The organism is Emticicia sp. (genome assembly GCF_043780375.1).
GTDB lineage: Bacteria > Bacteroidota > Bacteroidia > Cytophagales > Spirosomataceae > Emticicia.
In genome coordinates this window covers 26642-46132 of sequence record NZ_JAYWCU010000115.1, presented here as the reverse complement: position 1 = coordinate 46132, position 19491 = coordinate 26642, and the positions used below count along the sequence as shown (strand labels likewise).

17 protein-coding genes are annotated in these 19491 nt (G+C 36.5%); 11 read left to right on the top strand and 6 right to left on the bottom strand.

The window, feature by feature from the left end; genetic code table 11:
• Window positions 1-111: 111 nt before the first annotated feature.
• Window positions 112-726, top strand: coding sequence for a M23 family metallopeptidase (locus tag ACH2CJ_RS08540; protein WP_394992078.1), 615 nt, complete (start codon window positions 112-114; stop codon window positions 724-726).
• A 161-nt stretch (window positions 727-887) separates the two neighbouring features.
• Here ACH2CJ_RS08540 and ACH2CJ_RS08535 read toward each other — a convergent pair whose 3' ends face one another.
• From ACH2CJ_RS08535 to ACH2CJ_RS08525, 3 genes are all read right to left on the bottom strand, one after another.
• On the bottom strand, window positions 888-3818 hold the full coding sequence (locus ACH2CJ_RS08535; RefSeq protein ID WP_394992076.1) for a glycoside hydrolase family 3 N-terminal domain-containing protein: 2931 nt from the start codon (window positions 3816-3818) through the stop codon (window positions 888-890).
• Between the two features lie 126 nt (window positions 3819-3944).
• Window positions 3945-5012, bottom strand: coding sequence for a 2Fe-2S iron-sulfur cluster-binding protein (locus ACH2CJ_RS08530; protein WP_394992075.1), 1068 nt, complete (start codon window positions 5010-5012; stop codon window positions 3945-3947).
• A gap of 117 nt (window positions 5013-5129) precedes the next feature.
• Complete coding sequence (locus tag ACH2CJ_RS08525; protein ID WP_394992074.1) at window positions 5130-7577, bottom strand: T9SS type A sorting domain-containing protein; 2448 nt, start codon at window positions 7575-7577, stop codon at window positions 5130-5132.
• Window positions 7578-7970: 393 nt separating this feature from the next.
• Here ACH2CJ_RS08525 and rplM point away from each other — a divergent pair, with 393 nt between their 5' ends.
• The 3 genes from rplM (at window position 7971) to rpsB (ending at window position 10013) form a co-directional block, all read left to right on the top strand.
• Entirely contained in the window at window positions 7971-8414 is a 444-nt protein-coding gene (gene rplM / locus ACH2CJ_RS08520; protein ID WP_394992072.1) for a 50S ribosomal protein L13, read from the top strand.
• Between the two features lie 128 nt (window positions 8415-8542).
• Window positions 8543-8929, top strand: a complete 387-nt coding sequence (rpsI, locus tag ACH2CJ_RS08515; RefSeq protein ID WP_394992070.1) for a 30S ribosomal protein S9 — start codon at window positions 8543-8545, stop codon at window positions 8927-8929.
• 175 nt (window positions 8930-9104) lie between these two features.
• Window positions 9105-10013, top strand: coding sequence for a 30S ribosomal protein S2 (gene rpsB / locus ACH2CJ_RS08510; RefSeq protein ID WP_394992069.1), 909 nt, complete (start codon window positions 9105-9107; stop codon window positions 10011-10013).
• 69 nt (window positions 10014-10082) lie between these two features.
• Here the strand turns inward: rpsB and ACH2CJ_RS08505 are convergent, their stop codons facing one another.
• Window positions 10083-10580 (bottom strand): rhodanese-like domain-containing protein, encoded by a 498-nt coding sequence (locus tag ACH2CJ_RS08505; RefSeq protein WP_394992067.1) that lies wholly within the window; start codon window positions 10578-10580, stop codon window positions 10083-10085.
• Between the two features lie 132 nt (window positions 10581-10712).
• Between ACH2CJ_RS08505 and ACH2CJ_RS08500 the strand changes: the two genes are divergently transcribed.
• The 4 genes from ACH2CJ_RS08500 (at window position 10713) to tatC (ending at window position 15270) form a co-directional block, all read left to right on the top strand.
• A complete protein-coding gene (locus ACH2CJ_RS08500; RefSeq protein WP_394992066.1) occupies window positions 10713-13187 on the top strand; it encodes a penicillin acylase family protein in 2475 nt (824 codons plus the stop codon).
• Window positions 13188-13226: 39 nt separating this feature from the next.
• Window positions 13227-13583, top strand: coding sequence for a hypothetical protein (locus ACH2CJ_RS08495; RefSeq protein ID WP_394992064.1), 357 nt, complete (start codon window positions 13227-13229; stop codon window positions 13581-13583).
• A gap of 151 nt (window positions 13584-13734) precedes the next feature.
• A complete protein-coding gene (locus tag ACH2CJ_RS08490; RefSeq protein ID WP_394992063.1) occupies window positions 13735-14337 on the top strand; it encodes an OmpH family outer membrane protein in 603 nt (200 codons plus the stop codon).
• Window positions 14338-14403: 66 nt separating this feature from the next.
• Entirely contained in the window at window positions 14404-15270 is an 867-nt protein-coding gene (gene tatC, locus ACH2CJ_RS08485) for a twin-arginine translocase subunit TatC (protein ID WP_394992061.1), read from the top strand.
• 94 nt (window positions 15271-15364) lie between these two features.
• Here the strand turns inward: tatC and ACH2CJ_RS08480 are convergent, their stop codons facing one another.
• Complete coding sequence (locus ACH2CJ_RS08480; RefSeq protein WP_394992060.1) at window positions 15365-15799, bottom strand: (4Fe-4S)-binding protein; 435 nt, start codon at window positions 15797-15799, stop codon at window positions 15365-15367.
• 184 nt (window positions 15800-15983) lie between these two features.
• On the opposite strand from ACH2CJ_RS08480, the gene ACH2CJ_RS08475 reads away from it, so the two are divergent.
• Complete coding sequence (locus ACH2CJ_RS08475; RefSeq protein WP_394992059.1) at window positions 15984-17207, top strand: carboxypeptidase-like regulatory domain-containing protein; 1224 nt, start codon at window positions 15984-15986, stop codon at window positions 17205-17207.
• Here the strand turns inward: ACH2CJ_RS08475 and ACH2CJ_RS08470 are convergent.
• Entirely contained in the window at window positions 17204-17623 is a 420-nt protein-coding gene (locus ACH2CJ_RS08470) for a 3-coathanger stack domain-containing protein (RefSeq protein WP_394992058.1), read from the bottom strand. The two genes, ACH2CJ_RS08475 and ACH2CJ_RS08470, sit on opposite strands and share 4 nt — an antisense overlap.
• Before the next feature lie 338 nt (window positions 17624-17961).
• Between ACH2CJ_RS08470 and ACH2CJ_RS08465 the strand changes: the two genes are divergently transcribed.
• Window positions 17962-19062, top strand: a complete 1101-nt coding sequence (locus ACH2CJ_RS08465; RefSeq protein ID WP_394992057.1) for a Re/Si-specific NAD(P)(+) transhydrogenase subunit alpha — start codon at window positions 17962-17964, stop codon at window positions 19060-19062.
• A gap of 114 nt (window positions 19063-19176) precedes the next feature.
• On the top strand, window positions 19177-19488 hold the full coding sequence (locus ACH2CJ_RS08460) for an NAD(P) transhydrogenase subunit alpha (protein ID WP_394992055.1): 312 nt from the start codon (window positions 19177-19179) through the stop codon (window positions 19486-19488).
• Window positions 19489-19491: the final 3 nt, after the last annotated feature.

The window sequence follows — 19491 nt, the reverse complement described above, 5'->3', positions numbered from 1 at the left end:
TCAAATAATTTATAACTATCCATAGAATCTATTGTACAAATACTGTAAAACACACTTTTTTATGTAAAACAGAGTTATTTTTGTAGGCAATTAAAAGTTAAGGTATTAATAATGAGGAAAGTAACACTTATATTATTTGTTTTAGGAATCAATTTTTCGGGGTTTTCGCAAAATATAGCACTCAATAATTCGGAAGAAGAAGATTATTGGGAGGCACAACTTACGCCATTAATTGAGGTCAATGATATGTTAAGGCATATTTATAACAACCCTTTTACAGAGCAATTTATTCATACAATTCCAGCAGGATATCCTCTCAATAAAGAAGTAAATATCAATTCGTTTTATGGTTTTCGTAATCACCCTGTGCATAAAGTAACTATTTTTCATAGAGGTATTGATTTGAAAGGAGCAACTGGCGAAAAAGCCCTCGCCACGGGCGACGGAAATGTGCTGGAAGTGGGTTTTAAAACTGATTTAGGCAACTACATCAAAATAAAGCATTGCTATGGTTTTGAATCTATTTATGGTCATCTGAGCAAAATATCAGTTAAAAAAGGGCAATTTGTAAAACGCTCACAGGTTATCGGTGAAGTTGGTTCAACAGGAACAGTAACAGGGCCGCATTTACATTATACGCTAAAGAAAAACAACCACTATATCGACCCTTTTGATTTTCTATTTATGGATTATGAGAGAGGGAAAATTAGTATGCTGGCGAAATAACAATGGTAGAATGAGCGAATGATTGAATGTAAAAAGTTTCAATCTATAAGAATTTATGGCTTTATGACAATTTAAAACATTGATAATCAATCTATAACATTATTCTATCATCAGACTTCCTGCGAAAGTACTTTAAGTCGAAAAACACTTTCGCAGGAAGTCTATTGAATAATCGCCGCATTTATCACTTCGTGAATCCGTTTCCGAATCTTCAAAGTATTGATTTTATTATTAGCCGAGCTTTGATAAACTCTGTTTGAGAGAAAAATAAATATTAAATCACGGTCGGGATCAACCCACACAGCAGTACCCGTAAAGCCAGTATGTCCAAATGTATTATTTGAAGCATTGATAGCTACTACAGGCTTGTCATCTCCTACTTCGGGTTTGTCCCAGCCAAGTCCACGATGGCTTCTTTGGGTGTAATTTCTAGAAAAATGAGGCACTGTTCCTGAAAACAAAATCTGCCGACCGCCGTAATATCCTTTTTGCAAATTCATCTGAAAAAGTTTTACTAAATCACTGGCATTGCTAAAAAGTCCTGCGTGACCAGCTACGCCTCCCAATAAAGCAGCATTCGGGTCATGAACAGTCCCTTGAATCTGTGAGCCTCGAAAAAGAGCATCATTTTCGGTCGGAGCAATAATTATTTTTGAAAACTTTGTTGTAGGATTATAAAGCGTCGAAGACATTCCCAAAGGCTCATAAACATTCTGTTCAACAAATTCATCTAATGGCTGATTGGTTATTTGTTCAACGATTTTCTGCAAAATCAATAAGCCTAAATCGCTATACATAAATCGAAATCCACCTAATTTATCATAAACATTTATCAACTTCGATTGAAGCACCCATTTCCAAACTGAATCTTTAATGGCAGGCGTAATATATAAATTATCAGCCACTTGTAAACTTACACTATCTTTAACAAAACGATAAAAATTATTTTTAAAGCTCCCGCCCACTTTGGTTTTTTCCCAAAAAGGAATGAATGCAACCAAACCTGCTTGATGCATCAAAATATCAGAAACCAGCATGTTTTCTTTATTTGTGCCACGCATTTCGGACAAATATGTCGAAGCTTTTTCATTCAAATCAACCGCCCCACGCTCGTTGAGCATCATTAAGGCTTGAAGCGTTGCCGAAACTTTGGTCATGGAGGCAATGTCATAAAGTGTTTGATCATTGACTGGTTCATAAAATTCATAACGGAGCGTACCGAAGTTTTTGTTATAAACCACTTTTCCATTACGAGCAACCAAAACTTGACAACCTGGAAAAGCTCGATTGCTGATGCCTTGCTGCACAATCTGACCAATTTCTTCTAACTTTTGGGCATTCATACCTACACTTCCGGGCGTTCCAAACGAAACTCTTCCTAAACGTTCGGTCTGAATTCCAACATCAACTTTTTGCTCATAACTTACTGAAACAGGTAGTTTTCCTTTAGCAGGCAATGCTCCAAAAAGTATTTGTGGCACAACTCGTTGCGAAGCTGGGTCGTCTTCATAACCACAAACCAAATTTGGCACGCCATCATATAATTTCATGCCATAAGGATTTCCAAAACCAACAACTACAACTTTTGTTTTTTGGCGTAATTGATTAATAAAAACAACAGTTGCGGGCGAAACGCCATAATTTCTATCTCCTCTACTATTCATGTCATGCACGCTCACCACTACCACTTTATATTTGGCGGCTTCTTCCAAAACCCACGCAATGTCTTTATCAGAAGCGGGCTTAAACGGTATCGTAAAATGCCTAAATGGGGCATATTGACTTAATGTTTTCTGAAAATCATTGTTATTATCGGCACTGATAGCCACCGATGCAAAAGTCGTAGTGTCGAGATTAATGAAAGGTAATATATTATCTTGATTTTTGATAATTGTAACGGCTTGTTCAAATAATTCTGTCTTTAAATCTGTTGCTTTTTTACTATTCAAATCATTGCCTAAACCTGCCATTTCGATAGGCTTATAGTTGTTTAACCCCGCCCAAAATTTGGCTTTCAATATCTTTTTTACACGAGCATCTAAATCTGGCAATTGAATCTGACCTGTTTCTACGGCAGTTTTTATTCGGTTAAATGCCGCAGGAAGATTACCCGTTTGAAGTAAAATATCATTTCCTGCCAAAAATGCCAAAAAATCTGGTTCACCAGGTTGAAGTCCTGCCGTAATTCCTCTCATATTTAGGGCATCAGTTACCGCCAAACCTTGAAAGCCCATTTTTTCTTTGATGATTTCAGTAACTATTTTTCGAGAAATTGAAGTTGGCGTATTGGCTCTTGGCTCGAGTGCTGGCACAAACAAATGAGCAGTCATAATACTTGCCACACTATCGGTAATCAATCGGCGAAAAGGATACAATTCAACTTCATTGAGTCTATCTATTGATTGACCCACCAACGGAAGTGTTCGATGCGAATCTTGGTCGGTGTCGCCGTGCCCTGGAAAATGCTTGGCACTTCCCATGACATTGTATTTTTTCATGCCTTTGATATACATTGCTCCCTTTTCGGCAACATTATATTGTGATTCTCCAAATGAGCGATAATTGATAATCGGATTTTTAGGATTTGTATTGACATCAACCGATGGTGCAAAATTGATATGAATGCCCAAACGCTTGCATTGCCGACCGACTTCTTCACCAAATTTTTCGACGTAACTATTGTCTTGAATTGCCCCAAGTGTAATTTGTTTAGGAAACTCAATGGCACTGTCTAGCCTCATGCCTAAGCCCCATTCGGCATCAATGCCAATCATCATCGGAATGCGTGAAAGTTGTTGGTAACGGTTGGTCAATCGGGCTTGTCGGTAAGGCCCTCCTTGAAAGAAAATCAGCCCTCCGATATGATAATCAGCAATATTATTTTCTATTTGTTGGTAATACGTTTGTGTACGGTTTGAGAAAGTAGCAATCATAAATAATTGTCCAACTTTCTCTTCAAGTGTCATGGTTGCTAACAAACTATCGGCCCAACGTTCTTGCCGAGCCAGATAATCGGGCGGTGTACTTGTTAGTTTTTTTGGAACAATAAATGAAGTAAGAAAAGCAAAAAAGCCACAAAGAAGTATTAGCAAAAGTATTCGTTTATTTTTGTAAAGCACGATTTTAAATTTTAGTTTTTGGGATAATAACGAACAAAAAAACCACAGATTATTACAAAAGTAAATATCTATGGCTAAAAATGAAAGTTTTTATTTCCTTTAATCAATCTCAATCACTACATTTTTTGTAAGTGGGTGAGCCACACAGGTAAGCATAAAGCCCTGTTTTATTTCTTTTTCGGTCAAACCATCCTCTTCATCCATTTTCACTTTACCTTCGGTGCATTTACCCATACAAGCCGTACACATTCCTGCTTGGCATGAATATGGCAAATCAATATCCAAGTCTAAAGCTGCTTCCAAAATCGTTTGGTGAGGTTTAACTTCAAAATCATATTCTGCCCCATCATATTTTACCTTAACCATTTGGGTTTGCAACGAATCCTCTTCATCTTCTGAATCTGCTTCGCTATCGACTATGGCTGTATGAAAGTTTTCTTTATGAATTTGGTCTTTCGATACATTATATATATTCAAACCAGCAATCACATCTTCCATCATGCCAATTGGTCCGCACAAATAAAATTCATCCTTTGCGAAATCTGTATCAGCATCTTTCATTAATCTAATAGCAATTCCTTGGCTAATTCGACCTTTTTGCCCTACCCATAAATCGGACGGACGACTTAATAAATGGTGAATTGTGAATCGTTTACTATATTGATTTTCTAATTCTTCGATTTTATTTTTGAAAATGATGCTATCTTCACTGCGATTACCATAAATGAGCGTTACACGAGAATTTGCTTCCATTTTTAAGATAGATTTTGCAATAGACATCATCGGTGTTACACCACTTCCTGCGGCAAAAAGCACAGCATGACGAGATTTTTCAGCGTCTGGTTCAACATGGAAATTACCCATCGGCTCAAGAACCTCTAAAAAATCACCAACGTTCACATTATCATTCAAATAATTAGAAACCAAACCGCCTGTTACTCGCTTCACAGTAATACCAATAGAAGTATCGCTATGTGGCGAAGTAGACATCGAATAGCTACGACGAACTTTCTTACCACCTTCTTCTGCTGGTACGATAACTGTGATAAACTGTCCAGCTTTATATTTTATTTGTTCACTTAATGGATGCCAAAAATAAATCGTTACGCTGTCAGAAGTTTCATGTGTAACTTCTTTTACTTGGAGAAAATACGTTTTTAAAGACATTTTGAATTATTATTATTAAAAGTCTGCGGTTTTCAGTCTTCAATTGGCAGTTGTCAAATCTTATTTTAATAAAGATTATTTGCCGAAAACTGGAATCTGAAAACTGCTCACTTGATACTACTTTTCAATCACTAACTTCTTAACTACTTCGTGCGTAGAAGTGTTTATTTTTATTAAATACTGTCCACTAATAAAATGCTGAATATCCATCATTTCTTGCTGTAAACCACCCTGAGATTTTAGTTTTCGTTGCTCAACTATTCTTCCTTTTATATCAATTACGGCGATACTTACGTTCTTATTTGCTTCTGCTTCAAACGAAATAATCACTTGCTGACTAACAGGATTTGGATAAATCATAATATTGGTTTCGGTTGGTATTTCATTTGTTAAAATAGGGTTGACCAACACTACTGTTTGAGCAATTGCCGAGCAATTTGCATCGGTAACTTTAACTGAATATGTTCCTGCTGCACTAATTGGAACATTTAAAACCGTTGGATTTTGAATAGTTGAAGAAAAACTATTAGGGCCACTCCATTCATATTTTGTTCCGCCCGAACTACTCAATTTCAATACTTCTCCTTCAAAATAGGGCCCAGAATTACTGGCTGTGACGGGTATTTTGTTGGCCTGAATAGCAATCGAATTTGAGGCTGTACTTTCTTTACAACCTCCAATAATACAAACAGCAGTAAAAGTAGTATTTTCGCTCACAACAGTTGTGATTGCTGTTCCTGTTGAAGAATTCGACCATTTCAAAACGCCATCTTGACAACTTTTTGACGAAAATGACACTTTATCTGTTCCACCAGCACAAACCAAAAGTCTATCAGACGTAATGGTTGGAGCTTCTGTATCACCAATTTTAATATCAATAACATTACTACTTTCAGCCATTGGCGAAGTAGAAACTACCTTAATTTTATAATTTCCTTTTTCTAAATCTTGAGTAGTTTTCACATTCACTGTTTTTCTGACATCTTTTCCTATTTCAGTGGCTTTATCAAAGCTACCATTTTTATCGGACAACAAAATTCTGAAATTATTGTCAAGATTAAAAGTGCTACCAGTTGTAGTCAACGAAACCATAAAAGGTTGTCCTGCACAATAGTTATTGTTAGCATTAGCGGTCACTGTTATTACTGGCAATGTTTCAAAACCTAATTTACCTGCTTCTGTAACATAATTAGTAAACAAATCCACCGAACCACCACGCCCATCTTCCAATTCTTTATTTGCTCCATACAAAACAATCACACCACCTTTAGGATATGGAATAAGGCGATAATCGCTAAAAAAAGTAAAATCTTTGAACGCAAGTCCATCATCACCAAATTTCAAAGTCCCGTTGGCGTCAATGCGTTGAATCGTCAAATCATAGCCAATGTCTTTAGGTTTTAGCCATAAAGTATAAACGCCCTCATTTCCATCAGAAATTAATTTATTTGGCAAAAAGTACGATTTATCTGATTTTGGTGTAAAAACATCGTTTTTCCAAAGCATATCTCCATTTGCTTTCAATTTTGCTACTTGAAAAGGTCTTGACTTATCGCCAGTTTCAAGCCAAGTTGCAATTCCACCGCCATCGCTTGTTGGCACAACTTGTACATCAAAAGTAGTATTTGAACCTAAATTTGTTCCATTGTTACCCCACATAGATTTTCCGTCTTTACTAACTTTATGGGCAACAACAATCTTTTTATTGTCTCCCGAAAGTGTTCTTCCAACTACCGCATTGCCTTCATTATCAATCTTAAACAAATCTATTCGAGAAATACCCGAAAAAGGGTTTTGGTAAAACGGAGCCGCCAAAATCAAAGGTTTATTGATAGCATCAAAAGTTTGAAACAAATAATCAGTAGCTGCATCTTTAATCAACGCAATAAACTTGCTGTTTTTTTCATCATACAAAACCTTCGTTTCTAAACCTTTTCCTTCTAATAATTTCGTTTCAGCTTCCACAGTCGTTCCTGCATAATTCAGCTTTTTGGTATAAACTATATTTGCCGTAGAAGAACTATTATAATTATTGAAAGTGAATAATAATTTATCATTTTTAAGGTCATTTAACTCTATTACGCCGTCATTTGGGTCATAGCTCGTTAGCTCTTGGTCTGTAACTTTTATACCATCGGCAGTCCACTGAGCTTTTCCATCACTCGACACATATTGGGCATATAAGTTTCTTCTTTCTACTTTATTTACATCAATCAAGCGATGCCATGCAATATATGCTCCACCTTTACCATCGGGTTTGATAAGCTTTGGCGTATAGATAAACATATTTTTATCTAAAATTTTTCCAATTCGTAGTCCGTCTTTTGTCCATTGTGGTATGCCTTTAGTATTTAACTTTTGGGCATAAAGTTCAATGTTATCATTGCGATAATCGGCCCAAACATAAAAGCTGTTTCCGTCATCATCAATCGAATAAAGCACAGCATACTGAAAGTTTGAAGCAGCACTCACTAAAACAGGCGTAGTATCATTGGTTTTCCATTGAGCAACCAAAATTTGGGACAATGAAATGAAAAACGATAACAAATAATATTTTTTCATCATTTGAGAGTAGATTTAAGTCTAACAATTTTTTTTAGACATCATAAACTTAGGTTAGTAGCTACAAAATTACGTCCTTATCTTCATATCAACTAACTTACATTAAATTAATTCGCAAGATTTTGCTTTTATCAAAAGAAATTTATAATTTTGCAGCCCCAAAATATACCCCTCGTAGCGTAGCCCGTTTGTTCGAGGGAGGTTGCAAGTTAGGGAGGCGAGCTGTTTCCGGAGTAAGCCAAGTGTTGTTTCAACACCTCATAACTTCTCGAAAAAAGTCATTAAAACTCAGTTATAGTTTTTGGGGACGAAGATTGAAACTTAATGACAATCGCTTTTTTCAAACGTTGCGGCGTGCCAACGCTTCGACGTACAAACATTTAAAAATTTAAAACTGTGAAGCATCTAAGTTACAAAACGATTTCTGCTAATAGCGAAACCGTTAATAAGGAATGGGTAGTTATTGATGCTACCGACAAAATTTTAGGTCGTTTGTGTAGCCAAATCGCAAATGTGATTCGTGGCAAAACCAAAACAAACTTTACCCCTCATGTGGATTGTGGTGATAACGTAATTGTTATCAACGCTGAAAAAATCCGTTTGACAGGAAAGAAAATGACTGACAAAGTTTATACCCGTCATACAGGACACCCTGGTGGACAACGTTTTGCTACTCCACGTGAGTTGATGGCAAAAGATGGTCGTCGTGTGGTAGAAATGGCCGTAAAAGGTATGTTGCCTAAAGGAATTTTGGGACGTCGTTTATATACAAATTTGTATGTTTACGTAGGTCCAAATCATCCTCATGCAGCTCAGTCTCCAAAAACGATTGAACTTTAATTCTCAGATATTGAGATATGAGATATGAGACATGAGATTTCTAAAATCTCTTTAACTCAAATGCTCGTAGCTTACTAACTGAAAACAATTCTTTATTAATTCAGAATATTTTCAAATTCTATATACAAATGCAAGTTATCAACGCAGTAGGTAGAAGAAAAACAGCCGTAGCCCGTATCTATATGAAACAAGGCAATGGTGAAGTTTCTATAAATGGAAAAGGATTGAAGGACTATTTTCCTTCAGAAATTCTCCAAATTATCTTGAACCAACCCTTTACTACAACAAGTACGGCTGGTCAATACGATTTAAAAATCAATGTAAACGGTGGTGGAATTGCTGGACAAGCGGAAGCTATTCGTATGGCAGTTTCTCGTGCTTTGTGTGAAGCAAATGCAGAAAATCGTCCAGCGTTGAAAAAAGAAGGATTCCTAACTCGTGATGCACGTATGGTTGAACGTAAAAAACCAGGTCGTAAGAAAGCACGTAAGAAATTCCAATTCTCGAAACGTTAATATTATTTACGAATTACGAACGGTAATCGTTGCGATTACAATTTACGAGTTTCTTATTCGTAAATCTTACCTCGTAATTCGTAAATCCATTATAGTCCAGACAGCACTTATCGTGTCCGGTGTGCTGTGCTGCGTAGTTTAATTTTTATTTACATCTTTACTAATTTTTAGTCAAATGGCACAATTAGAATACAAAGAGTTATTGGATGCTGGTGTACACTTCGGTCACCTTACCCGCAAATGGGATCCTAAAATGGCACCGTATATCTTCATGGAGAAAAACGGTATCCATATCATTGACCTTAATAAAACACTTGCTTGTTTAGAAGACGCTCAAGAAGTTGTAAAAGGAATCGTTCGTTCAGGACGTAAAATCATGTTTGTAGCTACTAAGAAGCAAGCTCAAGAAATCGTTGCTGAAGAAGCACGTCGCTTGAAAATGCCTTACGTTACAGAGCGTTGGTTAGGTGGTATGCTTACAAACTTTGCAACAATCAAAAAATCTTTGAAAAAATTGCAAACTGTTGAACGTATGTTGAAAGACGAATCGACTGCAAAAAACATTGCAAAACGTGAGCGTTTGACATTAGACCGTGAGCGTATCAAGTTAGAAAGATTGTTGGGCGGTGTAGCAGATTTGTCGAGACTTCCAGCAGCCTTGTTTGTTGTGGACGTAAAGCGTGAACACCTTGCAGTATCGGAAGCACACCGTTTAGGTATTCCAGTAATTGCGATGTGCGATACAAACTCAAATCCTGAAAAAGTTGAGTATCCAATTCCAGCAAATGATGATGCTTACAAATCAGTATCGTTGATTACTTTGGCATTAGGAAAAGCAATCGAAGAAGGCTTGATGGAGCGTAAAGTTGATAAAGACAACGCAGCATTGCAAGAAGAAGAGGATGCAAAACGTGCTGTTGATGAAGCACGTGAGGCTCGTGAAGCAAAAGCAGCAGCAAAAGCTACTCCAGCAGCGGCAGCAGTAGTTGCAGCAATTGAAGAGGCCGCAGCAGAAGAGGCAGTTGTTGAAGAAGTTATAGCTCCAGTTGCAGAAACGGCAGTTACTCCAGAAGTAGAGGCTTAATTTTAAGCTCTGAAAATAAGAAAACCCCCAATGTTGAAAAACGTTGGGGATTTTTTGTGGAATAACTTTTCACTCATAAACCTTCTCGCACTTATTGCACCAAATGCCCCACTTCCAGTTGTAGCCGTGAATTTTGTTAGTTTGTTTGCCTGCCATGTCGTAAACTGGGTTTCCCTGATTGACCCATTCAAAAATACTTCCATAAAAATTATGGACATTCGTAAAGCCTGCTTGCATGAGTTTTTCGCCAATTTTGCCACTTCGTACGCCAATCGAACAGTAAACTACAATATTAGCATCTTTTGGAATAGTGGCTACATTTTTCAAATCAAATTTCTCGAAACCTACCCATTGGGCATTTTTCAAATGACTTACTTCATATTCTCTCCTTTCACGGGTATCAAGTAACACTACATTTTTCATTTTCTTTAGGTCTTCACAACCAACAGTCGGAACTGCTTTTGTGACCATTATGTGAAGTAAACTATCAAAAGATTTACTTTGTATTTGGGCGTGCATAACTTTCGAAGAAAACATAAGTAAAATCAAAAAAAGTATTTTATTCATTCTTTATATTATTTTTCAGTAACAACATTAAATTTTCACAAAAAAGTCCTAAAAACTCACAAGAAAGTAAAATATTCATTCTTTTTTTCTACTTTCGCAACAATAATACTTCAAACATCTAACCCAAAACTAATGAAATTTGTAAAATTTATTTTGAGTCTAATAGCTGCTGTTGGCTTGACTTATTTCTTAAGCCGACCTATGGGAGCGACCCCCGCACTTGGGCAATTGTTTAGCCCTTTTGAAGGTTTTTGGCAAAATGGCGAAGCAAAACTTGCCTTACCTCCTACTCATTTAAAATTAAACGGTGTAAAAGATGAGGTCGATGTCGTTTTCGACGATAACCGTGTACCTCATATTTTTGCCAAAAATGACAATGACTTGTATTTTGCTCAAGGCTATCTCGTTGCCCGTGACCGCTTGTGGCAAATGGAGTTTTATATATTAGCTGCTTCAGGCCGACTTAGCGAAATTGTTGGCGAGCGTGCCTTGGAACTTGACCGCTATAACCGCCGAATAGGTATGGCCAATGCTGCTAAAAAAGTGTATGAAAATGGCCGAAAAAATGCAATTTTTAATGATGTGCTCAATTCTTATGCGGCTGGGGTCAATGCTTATATCAAACAATTGAAGTATAAAGATCTTCCTGTTGAGTATAAAATCATAGGATATAAGCCGGAAGAATGGTCGCCATACAAAACAATTTTGATGATGATGAATATGCGAAACGTTCTCAATGGCGGTAGTGATGACTACCGAATGAGTAATATTTTAGCAAAATATGGCATTGATGTGGTGAATGATTTGTATCCTGATTATCCTACCAACGAATCGCCGATTATTCCTGAGGGTACAAAATGGGATTTTACACCTTTGCCTGTGCCGCCAGTTCCTACTGAAATTGCTGCAAAAGCTTCGAGCGATGCACTGGCTTTTGATCGGGCGGCATTCCGCATTCCTTCACCTTCGCCCGAAATTGGCAGTAATAACTGGGCTGTGGGAGGTGAGAAATCGGCAACAGGTTTGCCAATTTTAGAAAATGACCCTCATTTGCAATTAACATTGCCTTCAATTTGGTACCAAATGCAATTATGCACACCAACCATGAATGTGTATGGTGCATGTTTGCCTGGAGCACCAGGAGTGGTTATTGGATTTAATAAAGACGTAGCTTGGGGCGTAACTAACGTTGGCTCCGATGTCATGGATTTTTATCAAATAAAATTTAAAGATAAAACCAAAAAAGAATATTGGTACAATGGTGCATGGAAACCAACAACGATGCGTGTGGAAGAATTTGTCATAAAAGGCAAAAAAGAGTCTTTGAAAGACACTGTGTACAGCACGCATCACGGTCCAATTGTTTATAATGTAGCTTCTGAGAAAAATTATGGCAAAAATGCCCTAGTCGGTCATGCCATGCGTTGGGTTGCTAATGAAGCAGAAGGTACTGATTTAATGGCTTTTTATTACCTCAATCGAGCAAAAAACTATGATGATTACCGCAAAGCTCTCACTTATTACATTGCTCCTGCTCAAAATTTTATTTTTGCCAGTAATCAAAATGACATTGCGATTACGCCAAACGGAAAGTTGCCTCTGAAATGGAAAGAACAAGGTAAATTTATCATGGATGGCTCAAATCCTGCCCACGATTGGCAAGGTTGGATTCCAGCAGACCAAAACCCAATCGTAAAAAATCCTGTTAGGGGGTTTGTGAGTTCGGCGAACCAGTTTTCTACCGACCCCACATATCCTTATTATTTGGGTTGGAAATTTGCTCCGAGCGAGCGAGCTATTCGTATCAACGAGCGGTTGACCAAAATGGAAAAAGCCACTGTTGATAGTTTACGGTTGATGCAAAATGACAATTTTAATGTAGAAGCTCGTAGAGTTTTGCCTCTATTAATGACAATTTTAAATACCGATTCGTCAAACAAAGCCAATTCTGCTTACCAAGTTTTGGCAAAATGGAATTTAAAAAACGACCCTACCGAAATCGGTGCAACAATTTATGAACGTTGGGTACGTGAACTTCGGTTTGCTATTTGGAATGATGAATTTTCGCCTCAAGGCGACAAATCGCCCATGCTTTACCCAGCCCGTGACCGTACTTGGGTAATGATAGAAAAACAACCAACGGCCAAATGGTTTGATAATATAACAACCAAAGATAAACAAGAAACGATGCAAGACATTATAAAAAATAGTTTCAAGGCAACTATTGATTCTTTGAGAGCGAAACTTGGGCCAATGAACGCAACAACTTGGGCTTGGACAAATGTAAAAAGCACTGATATTAATCACTTGGGCAGACTTTCAGGTTTTGGACGACAAGATATTCCTAATGGTGGCGGTGCTGGCATTGTTAATGCTACAACTGAACAAAACGGGCCATCTTGGAGAATGATTGTACAGCTCGATAAAGGCTGGCCAAAGGCTTATGGGCTATATCCCGGTGGTCAGTCGGGCAATCCATCAAGTCCATTTTATGACAATATGATAGATAAATGGGCAAAAGGTGAATTAAACGAACTGTTTTTTATGAAATCGAAAGACGAAAAAAGCAGTAAAGTTTTGGCAACAATGAAGATTTCAAAAAAATAACAATTTAGTTCTACCTAAAAAACTCAGAATAAAAATAAGATGAATTATATAATCATACTAATAGTCAGTGCTATTGCACAATGCTTTTTCCCTTGGTGGATAATTGCTCCTATTTCGTTTGCTGTGGGTGCTTGGCGATCTGAATCTGGAAAAGGAGCTTATGTGGCAGCAGCTTGTGCTATCGCCACGATTTGGATAGTTTATGCCACTTACCTCAATATGACTACTGGCGGAATTATGCTCGAAAAAATCGGAAGTTTATTTGCCGAAAGTCTTAAATTTCTAAAAAATATGCCATTAACTATTACTTTTTTTGTTATCATGGCTATCATTGGTTCACAAGTAGCAGGGCTTTCGGCTACAGCTGGCTATCATTTTAGACAATTACTCAAATAAAACCTATATAAATCCCTCCTTTTCGGAGGGATTCTTTTATATTTGCACTCTAATTTTTTCAAAAAATTCTAAAAAAACGCTAAAGAATAGCTTTCAAGTGCGAATGTTTAAAGTAATTCTCACCATAGCTTATTCAATAATTCATTTTCGCATGAAAAATCTTTCAATTGTAGTTCTTTTACTTTCAGTAATTATTTGGGGTTGTGATAAATCAGCCACGACTTCGACATCGGGCAAGCAAGTTGCTGGTCGTATTGTTTATGTTAATACCGATACGTTATTAAATCAATATGATTATTATAAAGATGTAGTAAAATCTTCTGAAAACAAACGTTTTCGTTTAGAAACTGATATTTCTAACAAAGCTAAAAACTTTCAAAATAAAGTTACTTTCTTCCAACAAAAAGTTCAGCAAGGCGGTATGACGCAAGAGCAAGGTCAAACTGCTCAAGCTCAGCTGCAACAAGAAGAACAAGCAATCATGGCATTCCGTGATAAGTCTGCACAAGATTTAGCTAAAGAAGATGCCAAGAAAACAGAAGATATTTTGAATAATATTCAAGCGTACTTGAAAGAATTCAATGCGGGTGATAAATTTGACATGGTAATTGGCTACTCGAAAGGTGGCGGTGTGCTATATGCCAAAGAAGATTTGGATATTACAAAGTCTGTGTTAGAAGGATTGAATAAAAAATACGCTGATGATAAAAAATCAGGTAAAGTAAAAGTAGCTGCTGATTCGACAAAAAAATAAATTTTAGTGTTGTTGGCAAAAAAGCTATTTTACCAACAACATTATATATTCTTCATAACTATAAAAATGTCTTTAGACCAAACACCCTATTTTGATTACGACGACGACGAGAAGGAATCAGAAGGTAAAGAAATGGGATTTCTTGACCATCTCGAAGAACTACGTTGGCACTTGATTCGTGCGGCAGGAGCAATTGTTTTCTTTATGATTTTTGCTTTTATTTATATCGAAGAAATTTATGAAAATGTCATTTTAGGTCCATCAAAAACCGATTTTTGGACTTATCGGATGTTGTGCAAATTGGGAGAAATTGTTCACTCCCCTGGACTTTGCGTAGAAAAATTGCAGTTCAGCCTAATGAGCCGAGAGGTTTCGGGGCAATTTGTAATGGCCTTTACTTCGGCAGCTATCATTGGTTTGGTGTTTGCGTTTCCTTATGTTTTTTGGGAAATATGGCGGTTCGTGAAACCCGGCTTGAAGCCAACTGAAAGCAAATCGGCTCGAGGAGCAGTATTTTATGTAACTTTATTGTTCTTCTCGGGAGTCTTTTTTGGTTATTACATTGTTTCGCCTATGGCAATAAACTTTTTAGTTAATTTCCAGATTAGTAAAAGTATCGAAAATCAGTTTGATATTGGTTCTTATATATCGCTTTTAGCAACGCTCACCCTTGCTTGTGGCATAGCGTTTCAGTTACCAGTTGCAATTTTTGTTTTAACAAAAATTGGTGTAATTGGGCCACAGTTCATGCGTACTTATCGCAAACATGCCATTGTGGTTATTTTGGTTGTAGCGGCAGTCATCACGCCATCACCTGATGTAACAAGTCAGATATTGGTTGCGATTCCGTTATATATTTTGTACGAAGTAAGTATTTTTATTTCGGCAAGAGAGGAAAAAAGGAAACTCGCCGAAGAGAAATTAGCCTTATAGAAAGTCAATGGACAGCAAGTTCAAAGATCATATAAAAAGCGTAGGACTTCATAAATCCTACGCTTTTTATATAAATACAAAATGGGGAAATTAATTATCCTTCGAAATTAACATTCAGGTGTGACCCATCACAGAAAGGTTTGTTTTTGGAAGCACCACAACGACACAAGGCAGTAACCTTGTGTTTTTTTGTAAGGTTTCCTGACGAATCTTTGATAGAAATATTGCCATAAACCAATAATGGCCCATTTTGAGTTGTTTCTACTATTGTTTCGTTGTCAATTATGGCGTTTTCTTGATCTATATTAGCTCTCATATAAGTTAAAGCTCCCGATGGGCAGCTATCAATTTGCTTCATAATTACCTCGCTATCAGCATTTTCTGGTGTAATCCATGGTCGTTTACGAGGGTCAAAAACATTGGGTAACCCTCGAAAACATATTGTAGAATGAATACACAAATGCGGCTGCCAAACAACTGTAACCTCACCATTTGAATACTTTTTAGTAATTTTTCTTTGTTCTTCCATGATTTTAGATTTTATAGCAATTTGTGAAAAACTTTAATAATATCAAACAATGAAATTTTTAATAGTCTATTATTTTAGGAAAATCTGGTATTCGTAATTTTAATCTAATACTGCAAAAGGTATAATTAAATAATGATTAACTTGTAGGATAATTAGAATTCTTGTCCGATTTTATTGATTTAGTATGTGTTTTAGGCAAATTATATTTATTTATTTTTGTTGTCCATTATCAGTATTTTGCCAAAGAAATATTGAAGGCAGAGTAATAGGAAATGATGATAGAAAACCCTTAATCTTTGCAAATGTGTTTATTAGCAATACCACTAAAGGCCAACAAACAGATGACAAAGGAAGATTTAAACTTACGAATGTACCTGCTGGCGTACAAGATTTGGTCGTTAGTTTTATTGGTTACGAAACACTTTCTATTAAAATCAAGGCAGATACGCTCAAAAAACCATTACTAATACTATTAACGCCCGATGCAATTGCTTTACAAGGCATAACGATTAAAAGATTGAGGAATGGTTTTGAGAAATATTATCCATTATTTAAAGAGCATTTTATTGGAAAAACTGAGTTTTCGGAATCATGCATCTTGAAAAACCCAAAAGTTCTTTGGTTTTCGATGAGTGATAATGGTACAGAGCTAACCATCAATGCAGATGAACCTCTGGAAATAGAAAATAAGGCGTTGGGATATACAATCAAATACGATTTAGAAGAATTTAAGTATAATTTCCAAAAGCACTATGTTTCGTTTTATGGTTATCCATTCTTTCAAGAAATGACAACTAAAAATGAAAAGAGACAGAAAACTTGGTATGAAAATAGAGAAAAAGCCTATTTTGGTTCTTCACAGCATTTTTTCAAGTCGCTTATAAACCATAATTTATCTAATGCTGGATTTACAGCTTATACCTTACTTAAAGAGGAAAAACGTTTTTTTATGGTTCCTGTAATTCCCGAACTAAAAGATAGTTTGGGAAATATTCTTCAGTATGCATCCAAAGCAAAAAAAGAAATAGATTCGACAGATATAATATTAGGAGCAGATTTTTGGCTTCACAAAGTGCCGAATTCTAAAAGTGCTTCCTACGTACAGTATTTACGGAGATTACCCTTAGACGAAAATTGCATTTTTGAAGTACGAGAGCAACAACCTTATCTAAATTTTGAGCAATACTTGTATATATATTTCGACAGAGAGTTTGAAGAGCCTCAATTTGCCGATTTAGGAAAAAAAGATGCTTCACAAGAATCTATTCTGACTCTTTTAGAGCCTCATACGCTAATTGAACCAAATGGGCATTTAGTAAATCCATTGGCTGTTTTGTTTGAAGGAAGATGGGGCTATGAAAAAATGGGAGAATTTTTGCCTCTTGATTACGAACCTGAATCTTTTTAATACCCACAACCACCAATATAAGCCTTAAAAACACTGCCATTTTGAGCTTCAAAACCCGTTTGTAATGTTACCGAACTTCCACCGTTAAAAGTTACGGTTGTTCCAGCAAAAACTCTTGTTGGAATGCCATTTTGAGTACTAATCGTTGTAGCAGCATCATTAGGAAAAGCATCATAAATATCTTTTATACCATCACTGTCAATGATTTTTACATGATTTAACAAGGTTGTCAATGCTTGCGGTGCATTAGTTGGCGAAGTTTGCCCAGCTTGATTTAAGGTACTTTCGCAATGACAGGAGGTACAAGTTCTCACTTCGCCCGACTTTGTACTTATCCATAATCGTTCACGAACAATTCCTTTATTATTATAAGAATAGAGGTAATTAGCCCATTTCAAATTTCCTTTGTCAATCAAAAATAGCCTTTTTTTATAAATCGAAACTCCCAGTGCAACAAGTCTAATGGTTATTTTAAGTAAAGCATCATATTTTCATCTTCAAAAACAAAATATTTAGTACGAAAAGTCAAAAATCGGCATTGAAAATTAGAAAATGAAAATCTGATTTTTATAACATTAAACATCCTTGTATCAAGGTTAAGCAGTAATGCCCTTCATTTATGTCACCAATTGTACCCCAAACACGAATAATATTTACTATTCATGTTTACTTTTTAAATTAATTTATAAATAAATTGATAAATAATTGAATATTTTCTACATTCGTGCCACTAAAAAATAAGTTTATTGATACTGTGAAATTAGCTATAATTAAGGAAACCAAACCATTTGAACGCCGAGTTGCACTTTCCCCCGAAGTATGTAAACAACTTATCCACGCAGGATTTGAATGTAACGTAGAAAAGGATGCTGGAATCTCCTCTTTTTTTGAAGATGCTGCCTACACTGCTGTGGGAGCAATTATCCAAAATGATAAATCTGCTTTGCTCGCCTCTGCCGATGTAGTTTTGAAAGTAAACCCTCTCACTATTGATGAAATTAGCTTCATGAAAAAAAAGGCAATTGCCATTTCATTCATGTATGCCTCTACCAATCGTGACATGGTTGATGCTTGTGCAACGCAAGGTATTTCGGCATTTTCGGTTGATGCCATTCCTCGTATTTCACGTGCCCAAAAAATGGATGCTTTGAGTTCGCAAGCAAATTTGGCTGGTTATAAATCAGTCATTATTGGTGCGTATCATCTGGGCAAAATTTTTCCTCTATTAATGACAGCCGCCGGTACAATAAAACCTGCAAAAGTTGTTGTTATGGGTGCTGGCGTAGCAGGTTTACAAGCCATTGCAACCGCAAAACGCCTCGGTGCGGTAGTTGAGGTAAGCGACATTCGCCCTGAAACCAAAGAACAAGTAGAATCGTTGGGTGGAAAGTTTATCGAAGTTAAAGGCGATAATTCTATAAAAATTGAGGGCGGTTATGTGAAAGGTGTTTCGGAGGAGTTTTTGAAAAAGCAACAAGAAGTTATTGCCAAACATATTTGTGAAGCAGATTTGGTAATCACAACGGCCTTGATTCCAGGAAAAAAAGCTCCAATGCTGATTCCTGAAGATGTCGTAAAAAACATGAAATTGGGTTCAGTAATAGTTGATATGGCTGTTGAACAAGGAGGAAATTGTGCTTGCAGCGAATTTGGAAAAACCGTAGAAAAGCACGGTGTAACCATTGTTGGAGAAGCAAATATTCCTTCAATGCTTCCACTCAACGCCAGCGAACTTTATGCCAAAAATATTTCCACTTTCTTACTCCATTTGGCAACAAAAGAAGGTTTTAAATGGGAAATGGAAGAAGAAATTACCAAAGGTTCGCTGATTGTGCATGAAGGAAAAATTTGCTAATTGCTAAAATTTTCGATTAAAAACAGGTAAATCTTTATGTTTCAAAATCGTAATCATAATTTCATCGACCAAAAAAAATAGTAAATCAAAAATCGTAAATCGTAAATTCAGATTATGTTAAACGAAATTGTTGGCTTCCTCGGCGAAAATATTCAGATGATATACATCATCATATTGTCTATTTTCGTAGGCGTTGAAGTTATAGGAAAAGTACCTGCCGTACTGCATACACCCCTTATGAGTGGAGCAAATGCCATTCACGGCGTTGTGATTGTAGGAGCAATTATTGTCATGCTCAATACTCCAGCCGAAAACATTTTGGCGTTGGCTCTTGGTTTCGTGGCAGTTGTGTTTGGCACGCTTAATGTAGTCGGTGGCTTTGCGGTTACTGATAGAATGTTAGAAATGTTTAAAAAGAAAAAATAGACC